Source organism: Streptomyces sp. MZ04 (assembly GCF_004684775.1).
In the GTDB taxonomy this organism is placed as follows: domain Bacteria; phylum Actinomycetota; class Actinomycetes; order Streptomycetales; family Streptomycetaceae; genus Streptomyces.
Genome location: NZ_SRIC01000015.1, coordinates 23144 through 35316 on the forward strand (window position 1 = coordinate 23144; position 12173 = coordinate 35316).

At 68.8% G+C, this 12173-nt stretch carries 12 protein-coding genes; 11 read left to right on the forward strand and 1 reads right to left on the reverse strand.

Annotated features, from left to right (window positions below):
- Positions 1-85 precede the first annotated feature (85 nt).
- The gene (locus tag E2651_RS05790; RefSeq protein ID WP_167828706.1) at positions 86-3031 is read right to left on the reverse strand and encodes a helix-turn-helix transcriptional regulator; all 2946 of its coding nucleotides are present in this window, start codon (positions 3029-3031) and stop codon (positions 86-88) included.
- 769 nt (positions 3032-3800) lie between these two features.
- On the opposite strand from E2651_RS05790, the gene E2651_RS05795 reads away from it, so the two are divergent.
- The 11 genes from E2651_RS05795 to E2651_RS05845 all read left to right on the forward strand — a co-directional run bounded on the left by E2651_RS05795 (position 3801) and on the right by E2651_RS05845 (position 12166).
- Positions 3801-4082 (forward strand): hypothetical protein, encoded by a 282-nt coding sequence (locus tag E2651_RS05795; RefSeq protein WP_135329898.1) that lies wholly within the window; start codon positions 3801-3803, stop codon positions 4080-4082.
- Positions 4079-4897, forward strand: coding sequence for an alpha/beta fold hydrolase (locus E2651_RS05800; protein ID WP_135329899.1), 819 nt, complete (start codon positions 4079-4081; stop codon positions 4895-4897). The genes E2651_RS05795 and E2651_RS05800 overlap by 4 nt, the downstream gene beginning before the upstream one ends.
- Positions 4898-5169: 272 nt before the next feature.
- Positions 5170-6054: a 3-hydroxybutyryl-CoA dehydrogenase gene (locus E2651_RS05805; RefSeq protein WP_135329928.1), complete on the forward strand. Its 885-nt coding sequence runs from the start codon at positions 5170-5172 to the stop codon at positions 6052-6054.
- 78 nt (positions 6055-6132) lie between these two features.
- The gene (locus E2651_RS05810) at positions 6133-6825 is read left to right on the forward strand and encodes a hypothetical protein (protein ID WP_135329900.1); all 693 of its coding nucleotides are present in this window, start codon (positions 6133-6135) and stop codon (positions 6823-6825) included.
- 44 nt (positions 6826-6869) lie between these two features.
- A complete protein-coding gene (locus E2651_RS05815) occupies positions 6870-8438 on the forward strand; it encodes an acyl-CoA carboxylase subunit beta (RefSeq protein ID WP_135329901.1) in 1569 nt (522 codons plus the stop codon).
- Between the two features lie 187 nt (positions 8439-8625).
- Positions 8626-9279: a response regulator transcription factor gene (locus tag E2651_RS05820; RefSeq protein ID WP_167828707.1), complete on the forward strand. Its 654-nt coding sequence runs from the start codon at positions 8626-8628 to the stop codon at positions 9277-9279.
- Between the two features lie 120 nt (positions 9280-9399).
- Complete coding sequence (locus E2651_RS05825) at positions 9400-10128, forward strand: cupin domain-containing protein (RefSeq protein WP_135329903.1); 729 nt, start codon at positions 9400-9402, stop codon at positions 10126-10128.
- Entirely contained in the window at positions 10125-10466 is a 342-nt protein-coding gene (locus E2651_RS05830; protein WP_135329904.1) for an antibiotic biosynthesis monooxygenase, read from the forward strand. Before E2651_RS05825 ends, E2651_RS05830 begins: the two co-directional genes overlap by 4 nt.
- On the forward strand, positions 10463-10852 hold the full coding sequence (locus tag E2651_RS05835) for a nuclear transport factor 2 family protein (RefSeq protein WP_135329905.1): 390 nt from the start codon (positions 10463-10465) through the stop codon (positions 10850-10852). The genes E2651_RS05830 and E2651_RS05835 overlap by 4 nt, the downstream gene beginning before the upstream one ends.
- A gap of 5 nt (positions 10853-10857) precedes the next feature.
- Positions 10858-11757, forward strand: a complete 900-nt coding sequence (locus tag E2651_RS05840) for an MBL fold metallo-hydrolase (protein WP_167828708.1) — start codon at positions 10858-10860, stop codon at positions 11755-11757.
- Positions 11720-12166 (forward strand): ester cyclase, encoded by a 447-nt coding sequence (locus E2651_RS05845; protein ID WP_135329907.1) that lies wholly within the window; start codon positions 11720-11722, stop codon positions 12164-12166. The genes E2651_RS05840 and E2651_RS05845 overlap by 38 nt, the downstream gene beginning before the upstream one ends.
- Positions 12167-12173: the final 7 nt, after the last annotated feature.

Here is a 12173-nt window from a genome sequence, read left to right on the forward strand (position 1 = left end):
TGTTTGACGTTAGGTTGGAGCATCCCCCTAAAGTCAACCCCAGAAAGGTGAGCACCCCTTATGGCGGTGAGGCGTTGTCGGTCGGTTACGCCGGGTGTTCGTTTCCGTATTCCGCGACCCGGTGCCCGCCCAGCACGGGGCCGGACCGCACCGCGCTCCGCTCGGACGTCCGGTGGGTGACGCGACGCAGGGCCAGAGGCAGTTCGGACCGCCGGACCCGGAGCTTCCGGTAGGTCCGGGTCAGATGCTGTTCCACCGTGCTGATCGTGACGTAGAGCTTGCCGGCGATCTCTCGGTTGCTGAAGCCGTGGGCGGCCAGCGAGGCCACCCGCAGCTCGGCCGTGCTGAGCACGGCCCCCTCGGCCTCCTCGGCCCCGTCCACCGCCTCCAGCTCGCTGTGCGCCATATCGGCCCCCAGCGGCACCTGCTCAAGGACCGCGCTCTGCACGGCCCCGGAGTCTTCCGCCGCCTCGGCCGCGGAAGGCTCCGCAGACACCTGCCGCAACCAGCCGAGGTCGAACTGCGGGTGCGCCAGCTGCCGGCGGTCGTCGCACTCCTGGAGCACCTCGAACGCCTGCCGCAGCAGCTCGGACCGCTCGGCAGGACCGCTGGAGGCGGCAAGCACCCGAAGCGTGTCGGCCCTGGCGCGGGGGGACGCAGAGGTGGCGTCGCAGCGGGCCAGTTGTTCCGTCGCAAGCTCCCAGGCCCGCTGCTCGAGCCCGAGCGCCAGACACGCCTGCGCCGCGTCGGTGCGCCAGGGCAGGAGCGAGGGCAGGTCCATTCCCCAGCGACCGGCCAGTTCGCCGATCGTCAGGAAGCCCTCCAGCGCAGAGTGGAACTGCCCGTCCGCGAGGTGATAGCGACTGCGGGCCTGCAGGTAGCGCAGACCCACAGGGGTTTCGAACATCGCGTCGGGCACCGGTATCTCCAGGTACCGGCGAGCCTCGTCGCACTGGCCGAGCGCCGCGGTCGCCTGGATCAGGACGCTCAGTGGGACGCCGACCGCGACCCCCCAGCTGCGCGGCGGCAGGAGGGTCAGGGCGATGTGCGCGTAGTGCTCGGCCATCCGCATGTTGCCGCGACGCAGGTAGATCTCGGCGCGCAGCGCGGCGAACTGGGCCTGCCAGGTGGGCGCGTTCGCCGCTTCGTCCTGTTTGCACAGCGACTCGCACCACTGCTCCGCGGTGCTCAGCCGGTCGCAGACGATCAGCACAAGCAGCGCGGTGACGAGGCAGGACACCGAGCGCTCGCCCAGGCGGTGCGCCCGCAGCAGCCGTTCCGCCCGGTCGACCAGCGCCGGGGACGGCCCCTGGGTCGTCAGCTCGCTCAGTATTTTGGCCACGTCCAGCGAGGGGCTGACGCTCACCGGGACGGCGCTCGGCGCCTCCTCGCCGATGCCGCTCCTGTCCGTGCCGTCCGGGCCGCCCGCGGCCATCTGCCCGGCCGTGCCGGGGAAGGCGGAGTGCAGCCACAGCCGGGAGGCTTCCAGGTATGCGGCGGCGCTCGGGGTGCGCATGTCCGGGTTGCCGACGACCTCCGTCAGCAGTCCACGGACCTGCTCGGTCTGCCCGAACCAGAGCATGGACTGGATGAGCGCCAACACCTGGGAGCCCATCAGGTGCCCATGGCGGGCCGCCTCGGCCAGATCGGGCAGGTGGCGGGTGGTCAGGTGCGGGTCGGACCGCCACCCGACACGTACGATCATGGCCACGGTCGCGGCATGCTCGTCGGGGGCGGTGGCCCCCAGGTACGCGAGCCGCAGGCACCTCAGCGCGAGGTCGACGTCGCCGTCCGCCAGGGCCTGTTCGGCTGCTGAACGCAGCAGGGGCACGCCGCAGGGCGGGGTGCGCTCGGCGGCCAGCAGGTGCTTGGCGACCTCGGTGTTCGAGGCACCGGTGCGATACAGCACGTCGGCCGCCCTGGTGTGCCGGTTGGTCCGGTCCTCGGCGGTCAGGCTGGCGAGGACCGCGGCCTTGGCCGCCGCATGGCGGAAGCGCCCGCCGGCCAGCACCCCGGTCTCGTCGAGCGCCCAGATGGTCCGCTGCGCGGAGTGTGTGTCCATGCCGACCAGAGGGCTGAGCAGGGCCGAGGTCGCCGAGTCGCCCAGTATCGCGATTCCCCGGGCGACTTCGAGGGTGGACTGGCCGCACCGGTAGAGGCAGCTGAGCAGGGCCTGGTCGAACGAGGCGCCGACGGCCAGTGCCGCCGGCCCGTTACCGCCGGGGGTGCGGTTGTCCTCGATGAGGCCGTTGACCAGGAGTGGATTGCCGCCGCTGACAGCGAACGCGTCGGTGGCCAGCCGTCGCGCCGTCATCCGCCCGAAGTGCTCGGCCAGCATGGCCTCCACGCCTCGCGGAGTGAGCAGCGGCAGCGAGATGCGGCACAGAATCGGTTCTGCGGGCATCTCGGCTTCGAAGAGGATGGTGAGCGGCTCGGACTGGATGGCGTGGTTGAGCACGGTCAGCAAACCTCCCCGCTGCAGCCGGCGGGTGAGGAACGACAGGCACCGCAGCGTCGCCAGGTCCGCGTCCTGCGCGTCGTTGACGCCGATCACGAGGGGGCGGAGCGTGCGCTGTGCGAGGTCGAGCAGGAGCATGCACATGCGGTGGAAGAGCAGGGGCGGCACCTCGGGGCCTGTCCGGGCGCCGGTCTCGGCGGCGGCGGTGCCGCCGGTTGCCAGCGAGACCTCGTTGAGCAGGGCCGCTGCTTGGTGCGCGATCTGGGACGGTATTTCCGGGTTTCTCAAGAACTGGGCCAGCACGCCGAACGGAATACTCCGTTCCGAACGGGACGCGTCGGCCGAGAGATAGAGGGCGCCCGAGCCGGTCACCCGCTCGGCGAACATGCGAAGCAGCGTGGCCTTTCCGCTGCCCACAGGCCCGCTCACCACCGCGAGCCGCGTTTCTCCTTCGAGGGAATCACCGTACAGCGAGAAAAGGGAGGCAAGGGCGTCGTGCCGCTCATGCAGCCCGGACGCCGCAAGTAACTCCCCGGTTCCCGCCTCTTTCCACAGCGTCGTCGTTGCCGTCATCGCGCTCTTCATCCCCCTTGAAAACGCGCATTTTCCCGTTTATCGGAGTGCCGGACGGTGGCGATCGGCACGAATGCGCGGCGGACGGCTGCGAACTCGTGCTGCGAGAGAAGGGCGCGACGCCGTGGTCTCTCTATGAGGGTTGCGTCGCTTCTGTGAGCAAGGTTTCACTTCCATCAATAATGCCCGTTATGCGAGGGTTTTCCTCGTGTGGCGCTGGTTTCATGGATATCTCGTACCTCCGGCCCTGCCACCATAGCCAATCACGCCATTCTCGTGTGTTACGGCTGCGCAAAAACCTTCCAGCCACCGGCTCCTGCCGAAAAGCGCAGGTCGGATCGGTCGTTGCTGCATGGGGCGCATGTTGAATGAGGCATTCCGCGACTTCGGACGCCCTGTAGGGCCGGTGGCGACTGCGGTGGCACGCCGCCCGCACCGGGTGACGAAAGGTCGGGCGTGCGGGCCGGAAGGTGTCGGCTGGCCGTATCCCGACGCGGGAAAATTGGCCAGCCCCGGCTTGCGGACCGGGTTTCCTGGCCTGGGGCTTGATCGCCACCCGAGTGGGATGAGGTAGGCGGCTCCTGGCGGGCCTGCGGGCGGTGGCGGCACGCGCGGCACTCGCCGCCGGCGGCTCCCCTCCAGGAAATAGGGGCCCCTATTCTTTAGAGGGGCCCCTATTTCCTGGAGGGGCCCCTATTTTCCGCGCGGGTGGGCGGTGCCGGGTGCGAGAATTGCACACGAGGAGTTCCGGTGTTGTAATTTGCTGACCATGAAAGCGGTGGACTGGAATCGCGGTTCGATGACGACTCCTGCTGAGGGCGAGATGGGCGAGCTGCGGCACGACTCGGAGGGAAAGCTCATTAGGCAGATTCATGGAAGTCATGACGCGGCGGGTGCGGTCATCAATCCCGGCGCCTTGCCGTGGATCGACGTGTATATCTCAAATGCCTGGGCACGGGAATCCCTCCGGCGTGAATCCGTGCCGGCAAAGGCGAGCTCCGGTGCGCGGGGCGCAGGCGAACGCCGCACGACCGCGGATGCCGAACAGTGACGCGCGACGACCGATGGATCCGCCCGATCCGTCCCGCCCCTCAGGCGCCGGCCGTGCTCGTCTGCCTGGCGCACGCCGGGGGATCGGCGGCCTTCTTCCATCAGTTCGCAGGGATGCCGGCCGACGTGGCGGAGATGCTGGCCGTCCAGTACCCGGGCCGTCAGGAGCGCCGCACCGAGGCGTCCATCACCAGCCTCACCGAGCTCGCCGACCGAGTGACAGAGGCCCTGATGCCGTACACCACCCGCCCGATGGTCCTCTTCGGCCACAGCATGGGAGGACTAGTCGGCCATGAGGTCGCCGCCAGACTGACGACGGCCGGGCGCCGGCCGTCCGCCCTCGTCGTCTCCGGGGCGCGCGCGCCGTCGCGGCATCGCGACGAGTCCGTCCACCGGCGCTCCGAGGCCGGCATCGTGGACGAGCTGCGCAGGCTCGGCGGTGTCGATCCGGCATTCCTGGACGACCCCGAACTCCTGCAGATGATCATGCCGCCGCTGCGCGGCGACTACCGGGCGATCGAGTCCTACCGGCCTGTCCCGGGCACCCCGTCGCCCGTGCCGATCACGGTCCTCACGGGAGACCAGGACCCCATGGTCACGGCGGAGGACGCGGCTGCCTGGTCGAGACACACGAGCGGCGGATTCGCCCTGCACACCTTCTCGGGCGGGCATTTCTACCTCACCGAGCACATCCCGGAGATCCTCGCGATCCTGTGCGACGTCGTCACCGGTGCGGCGAAGGCGGCGCCCGACTCACCGCGGAACCTCGACGCACGGCTCGAGCCTGTGCCCGGGCGCGGTGGTCGGAACGACTGACGTGGATTTCGGGACCGACTTCGGTGTCCTGGCCTGCTGTTGACCGACGCCGCCCGGAACGGCGTCCGATACCTCGCCCCCGAACCCTGGATTCGGCGTCACCGCCCCGGAAGCCCGCGCCCCGCACCGGCGAGGCCGCCGCGCGTCCCGGCCGAGGCCGTCTCCGTACCGCACTGGCTCACTGAACCCCGGCCCGTCGAAAGGCGGTTGCGAAGATGACTGGACACCCCGTCGGCTTCCCGGCGACAGACTCGTACGTACCGAAGGAGGAGATGGGCGACGCGGCGGACTTCGGTGAGCCCGTCGAACGCGTCGGTGTGATCGGCTGCGGGCTGATGGGTTCCGGCATCGCCGAGGCCGCCGCTCTGGCCGGCTGCCAGGTGACCGTGGTGGCCTCGCGGCCCGCATCGGCCGCCGCGGGACGGGACCGCATCACGGCCTCGCTCGCCCGGAGCGTACGCAAGCAACGGATGACGGAGGAGCAGCGCGAGGCCGCGCAGGGGCGGTTGACCTTCACCACCGACCTCGACGACCTGCGGGACCGCCAACTCGTGGTGGAGAGCATCCGGGAGCACGAGCAGGAGAAGCTGGAGCTGTTCAGTGCGCTTGACCGGGTCGTGAAGGACCCGGCGGCGATCCTGGCCAGCAACACCTCCTCCCTGCCCATCTCCCGGATCGGACAGGCCACCGCACGGCCCGGCCAGGTGATCGGCATCCACTTCTTCAACCCGGTCCCGGCCATGCCGCTGGTCGAGCTGATCTGTTCGCTGGACACCTCGGAGGCCGTCCACGAGCAAGCCAGGCGGTTCGCCGAGGACGTCCTGGGCAAGGAGGCGATCCGGTCCACGGACCGCAGCGGCTTCGTGGTCAACGCCCTGCTGATTCCGTACCTGTTGTCGGCCGTCCGGATGGTCGAGTCGGGCTTCGCCTCCGCCGATGTGATCGACCAGGGCATGGTCCTTGGCTGCTCGCACCCGCTGGGGCCGCTGAAGCTCGTCGACCTGGTGGGCCTGGACACCGTCGCCGGCATCGCCGCCTCGCTGTACCAGGAGTTCAAGGAGCCCCTGTACGCGCCACCCCCGCTGCTGCTGCGCATGGTCGAGACCGGTCGGCACGGCAGGAAGACCGGCCAGGGCTTCTACACGTATGACACCTGATCCCGGTACGGACCGCACCTCGAGCACCACCGACGCCACGGCGGCACCCGGCAGGGTGAACGGGAGGAGCGCACCACCATGTTGAAGCCATCCGGCACAGCATCGTCCGAGCAGCAGGAGCCACTGGACCGGGTGGTCGCCGGCTCCTCCCGCAGGCTGATGTGGACCCTCGCGTGTCCGGCACCCGAATGGACCGCGCTCGCCGAGGACGCCTTGCAGCGCCGGGCCGGGAGCTCGGGTGCCGGCTGGGCCATCGCGGGCCCTGATCTCTTCGGTATGGGCATGGCACTGACCGGGGCCGCGTGGGGCGTCGAACTCCACTCCGGTCTGGACTCGTTGGGCAGCGTGCTCAAGAGCGGGGCCCGGAGGCCGGCGGCCGTTGTGCTGCCCGTGGCACCGGACATGGCCGGCCTCGCACGGGCGACAAGGCTCGCGCGGTGCTGGCTGGACGACGAGCGTTTCCGGGGCTGCCGCCTGACCGTGGTGACCCGCGGGGCGGTTACGGCCGTCACCTGCGACGAGGCGCCGGATCCCGCGCCGGCCGCCGTCTGGGAGGCGGTTCGCGCGTTGCTGCCGCGGCATACCGGCCGGCTTGCCCTGCTCGACCTGGGGGCGGCGGGCGAATCGATGCGCCGGCTCGCGAAGGCACTGCTCTGCGACGCCGACGAGCTCGCGCTGCGGTCGGGAGAGGTGCTGATGCGCCGTCAGGAGGCCGCCGCCGGGGGCGTGCGGCGCGCCGAGGCCCGACCTCTGGCTCCCCGCCCCGCCTGACCCTGCACCGGACAGTCGCCGCCGCCACCGAACGGGAGAGAAGCATGCAGGTGACCGAGGAAAACGCCACTGACTCCAGGTCGGCCGAGCTCCTGCGCCGCAAGGAGGATGCCCGCCAGGGCCCCGATCCGGCGGGCACGGAGAAGCAGCACGCCAAGGGCAAGCTGACCGCGCGGGAGCGGATCGAACTGCTCCTGGACGAGGGGACGTTCCACGAGATCGAGCCGCTGCGCCGGCACCGCGCCACCGGGTTCGGCCTGGAGGCCAAGCGCCCCTACACCGATGGCGTGATCACCGGCTGGGGCACCGTCTACGGGCGCAAGATATTCGTGTACGCGCACGACTTCCGCATCTTCGGCGGCGCGCTGGGCGAGGCGCACGCCGAGAAGATACACAAGCTGATGGACCTGGCCGCCGCCTCCGGGGCCGCCCTGGTCTCCCTCAACGACGGCGCCGGCGCCCGCATCCAGGAAGGGGTGACGGCGCTCGCCGGCTACGGCGGCATCTTCCGGCGCAACGCACGCAACTCGGGTGTGATCCCCCAGATCTCGGTGATGCTGGGTCCGTCCGCCGGCGGGGCGGCCTACTCCCCGGCGCTGACCGACTTCGTGTTCATGGTCCGGTCCACCTCGCAGATGTTCGTCACCGGCCCGGATGTGGTCCAGGCCGTCACCGGCGAGCAGGTCACGCACGACGCCCTCGGAGGTGCCGACGTGCACGCCGCCACCTCCGGGGTGGCGCACTTCGTGCACGACGACGAGGAGAGCTGCCTCGAGGACGTGCGCTTTCTGCTGTCCCTGCTGCCCGCCAACAACCGTGAACTGCCCCCGCACTATCCGGCCACCGACCCGGCGGACCGGCGTACCCCGGCCCTCCAGGACCTGGTGCCCGCCGGCGCCAACCGGGCCTACGACGTGCGCGACGTCATCCAGGAACTCGCCGACGACGGCGAGTTCCTGGAGGTGCACGCGGCCTGGGCGCCCAACATCGTGTGCGTACTGGCCCGCCTGGACGGGCACGTCACCGGCTTCGTCGCCAACCAGCCCCAGTCCCTGGCCGGTGCGCTCGACATCCACGCCGCCGAGAAGGCCGCCCGGTTCGTTCAGATGTGTGACTCCTTCAGCATTCCGATCGTCACGCTGGTCGACGTACCCGGCTTTCTGCCCGGCGTGGACCAGGAGCACAACGGCATCATCCGCCACGGGGCCAAGCTTCTTTACGCGTACTGCAACGCCACCGTGCCACGGGTCTCGGTGGTCCTGCGCAAGGCCTATGGCGGTGCGTACATCGTCATGGACTCCCGCTCGGTGGGCGCCGACCTCGCCTATGCCTGGCCCAGCAACGAGATCGCGGTCATGGGCGCCGAAGGCGCCGCGAATGTCATCTTCCGCCGGGAGATCGCCCAGTCCAGCGATCCCGACAGCACCCGTGCGCGGCTCATCAAGGAGTACAAGCAGGAACTCATGCACCCCTATTACGGCGCCGAACGCGGCCTGGTCGACGACGTCATCGACCCCGTGGAGACCCGAGAAATCCTGATCAAGTCCCTGGCGATGCTGCGCACCAAGAACGCCGACCTGCCGATGCGCAAGCACGGCAACCCACCGCTGTGAACCCGCCATCGCCACGTGACAGTGCCGGCGTTCGTTGCCGCGAAACACAAGACGGAGCGTGAACATGCAGATTACGTTGCCGAACCGTGGGAGAACCGACCGGGTGGTCCCCCAGGATGGTGTGCAGGATCTCGAGGACTTGGTGTCGGTCGGAGTCTGTAGCAGTTCCAGCGTGTATCGGGCGGGCGTGAAGGCCGTACTGCGCGAAGTGCCGGGGATCGATGTGGTGGTCGAACTGGACACCGCTCATTTCCATCCCCGGTTACTACGGGACTATCGCCCACGCGTGTTGCTGATGGACCTGGACGGCTTCGACATCGAGGACATGCTGGGCAGGCAAGTGCTGAACCGGGCCGCGGAGCAGGCGGTGAAGGTGGTGGCGCTGTCCGCCGGCCTGGACCTGCACACCGCGATGAAGGTGCTCCGTGGCGGTGCGGAGGGTTTCCTGCACAAGGACACACCGGTGCAGGGGCTCGTGGACGCGATCCGGGCGGTCGACCGGGGCGGCGCGGCCCTGGACCCGCAGGTGGCCGGTGATCTGGTCACCGCACTGCGCTGCGGCGGCACTTCGGAGGTCGCGGGCGGGCCGGGCAAGGAGGTGAAGCTCACCCCGCGGCAGCGGCAGATCCTCGGCCTGATCGGCCACGGTCTCGCCAATGTGGAGATCGCCGACCAACTGCAGCTGGGCAGGCCCACGGTGAAGTCGCACATCTCCTCGTTGCTGCGCGCGCTCGATCTGCGCGACCGGACCCAGTTGGCCGTGTACGCCTGCATCAACGGTTTCCGGGCCCACGTGAGCACTGACGTCTTCTCAACGGAGATCATTTCCGGTGCCCGTTGAGGACGCGGAACGTCTCACCACCACCATTGCGGGTCTCCCGCAGCCGACCGCGGGTTTCCCGTCGAATCTTCACGGAATATTTCTGATGCGAACCGGGGGACCGTCAGAAATGATTGGCCCATGAGCAATTCACAGGTGAGCCGAATCAATTCGGCCGGGATAGAGCCCTATCGGGCGCGCGGCGGCCAGCTGCGTATGGTGCTCCATCCCGGTTCGGTGGGCAGCCGGTCCGGCTATATGGGGACGGTTGTCCTCCAGCCCGGCGAACACGTGGTGGAACACTTCCATCCGTACTCCGAGGAGTTCCTGTACGTCATCAACGGCGACCTCGTGCTCGAAGCCGAGGGAGACAACTGGCCGCTGGGGGCCGGCGACGGCATCTACGTGCCCATCGGCAAGCGGCACCGGCTGCGCAATGTGGGCACGACCGAGTCGCTGACCGTGTATCACATCGGTCCACTCGCGCCGGACCCGTCGTTGGCGCACGTGGACACGGAAGTACTCGGCGAACCGGAGGCCGAAAGCACCGACGCCGCGGCGGGCACGGCCCGCATCCTGTTCACGGTGAAGGTGGCCGAGGAAAAGCGGGAGGAATTCCTGGCCGCCTACGAGAAGGTCCGGTTCAGCGTCGCGGCGACCGCGGGGCACATTCGCGACCAGATCTGCCAGGCGTCCGACGATCCGGAGAAGTGGATGATCACCAGCGAATGGACTTCCATCGCTGACTTCTTCGCCTGGGAGAAGTCCGAGGAGCACAAGGAGATTGTTCAGCCGATGCGGGCGTGTTACTCCGATCCTGAATTCCGCAGTTTCACCGTAGTCGCCGAGACGAAGGCGGCACGGCCATGAGCACGATTTCCACAGGCGATGGCCTGATGACGTACATCAACGTCTTCCACTGCAAGCCGGAGAACCAGCAGGCGTTGTCCGTCGCGATCCGCAAGGAGACCGATGAAGTGGTCCGGCACATGCCCGGCTTCATCTCGGCCAACGTGCACTGCAGCGTCGACGGCAGCCGGGTCACGAACTACGCCCAGTGGAGCGAGCTCTCGGCCTTCCAGAAGCACATCCGCAGCGAGGAGGGCCGCGCGCTGATTCTCGAACTGCACAAGTACGCCGACGATGTGGACGTGCACGTGTACCAGGTCGACTGGATCGTGTCCGCCGATGGGGAGGAGTCACGATGAAGGCCGCGAAGGAACTCTGGGAGTCCGTCTACGAGTTGGTCGACGCGGGCAACACCGCCGGGGTGGCCGACCTGTGCGACCCCGAACTCGAGATCCGCACCGCCTCCCAGGGCAAGATCGGCGCGCAGCGGCTTTCCGAGATGTTCGCGCAGCAGCACGGACTGTACTTGGAGCTGGAGCGCAGGGTCGACGGGATCATCGAGTCCGCGGACGGCTCCGCGCTGTCCGCCGAGCTCACGCTGTCCGGCGTGCCCAAGGGCACCGAGCAGCGGCTGACCTGGAACGTCGTGGAGACCATCCGGGTCGATGCCGGCCGCATCGTGTCCTGGCACGCCATGCTCGACCGCACCGGCCTGGTCCAGCAGATCCGCGCGCTTCAGGGATGAGCGCCATGCCGGTCGGAACACCCGTGCGCGAGGAAGTCGAAGTCGCCGACGGCGTGATCGCGGTGGTGAACGGCGACGGCAGCGCCGGCCTGTCGAACAGCGTGCTGCTGCTCGGCGAACCGACCACAGTGATCGACACGATGCTGCTGCCGGAGATGGCAGCCGACATCGTGACCGCGCTGACCCGCCGGGGCCGCGCCGCCGAGCTGGTCGTCAACACGCACATCCACACCGATCACATCGGCGGGAACCGCCTGTTCGAGGGGGTGCCGATCGTCGCCCATCCGCGCACCGTGACGGGGATGCGCAAGATGATCGGCGAGCCCGGACTCCCCGCCCTGCTCGCCAAGGTCATGCCGAGGTTCGCCACACGCCTCGCGGACTGGGACAGCGTGGCAGCCGAACCGATGCCGGCCATCGGCATCGAAGGCGCGCTGCCCGACACAGCACGCGTGCTGGAGTTCACCGACACTCATTCGGCGGCCGATCTGGCGGTGTGGCTGCCTGCCGAACAGGTACTGGTCACCGGCGACCTGTGCTTCGCGGGTGTGACGCCGCTGGCCGTGCACGGGCGGATCGGCCGCTGGCGCACGGCACTGGATCAGCTGATCGCGCTGCGCCCCGAGGTGGTCCTTCCCGGCCATGGCAGGCCGACCGGGATCGAGGCGCTGCGTGCACTGGCCGACTACTTCGACCGGGTGCTCGCCGCAGCCCGTCTTGCACACGCCGAGCGGCTCTCCGCGGAAACGGTGTGGGCCCGGTTCGATCCGGGGCCGGCGGCGGGCTGGCTCGAACCAGAACGAACTCTCGTGAACATCCAGGTAGCTCTCGCCGAGATATCCGGACAACCCTTCCAAGGAGAACACCGTGTCCGTCAAGATCAAGATCCGTCGCATTCTGACTGAGGCATTTTCTCAGGGCAAGACCGAAGTCCTCGACGAACTGATGACGGAGGACTTCGTCAACCACAACGCCCCGCCCGGAATGGACACCGGTCGCGAGGGAGTCAAGTCGGTCATCCGGGTCGAGCGGCAAGGCTTCCCGGACCTGAAGGTCGAGATCATCCGCGACTTCGAGGACGGCGACTACGTCATCCAGCACGTCCAGCTGACCGGCACGCACACGGGTACGGCGTTCGGCGTGGCGCCGACCGGCCGCACCGTCACCTGGAACGAGATGCACATCGCGAAGATCCGTGACGGCCGCGTGAGCGACCACTGGGCCTGCAACGACCTGCACGTCCTGATGATTCAGCTGGGACAGATGACGCCGCCCGACACCTCCGCGTTCGCTCAAGCGGCCGCAACTTCCTGACCGGCGC

Excerpts from the sequence above, each read along its gene's own strand:
- E2651_RS05790 (WP_167828706.1), bottom strand. The coding sequence starts at position 3,031 with ATGACGGCAACGACGACGCTGTGGAAAGAGGCGGGAACCGGGGAGTTA.
- E2651_RS05795 (WP_135329898.1), top strand. The coding sequence starts at position 3,801 with ATGAAAGCGGTGGACTGGAATCGCGGTTCGATGACGACTCCTGCTGAG.
- E2651_RS05805 (WP_135329928.1), top strand. The coding sequence starts at position 5,170 with ATGGGCGACGCGGCGGACTTCGGTGAGCCCGTCGAACGCGTCGGTGTG.
- E2651_RS05810 (WP_135329900.1), top strand. The coding sequence starts at position 6,133 with ATGTTGAAGCCATCCGGCACAGCATCGTCCGAGCAGCAGGAGCCACTG.
- E2651_RS05815 (WP_135329901.1), top strand. The coding sequence starts at position 6,870 with ATGCAGGTGACCGAGGAAAACGCCACTGACTCCAGGTCGGCCGAGCTC.
- E2651_RS05825 (WP_135329903.1), top strand. The coding sequence starts at position 9,400 with ATGAGCAATTCACAGGTGAGCCGAATCAATTCGGCCGGGATAGAGCCC.
- E2651_RS05830 (WP_135329904.1), top strand. The coding sequence starts at position 10,125 with ATGAGCACGATTTCCACAGGCGATGGCCTGATGACGTACATCAACGTC.
- E2651_RS05835 (WP_135329905.1), top strand. The coding sequence starts at position 10,463 with ATGAAGGCCGCGAAGGAACTCTGGGAGTCCGTCTACGAGTTGGTCGAC.
- E2651_RS05840 (WP_167828708.1), top strand. The coding sequence starts at position 10,858 with ATGCCGGTCGGAACACCCGTGCGCGAGGAAGTCGAAGTCGCCGACGGC.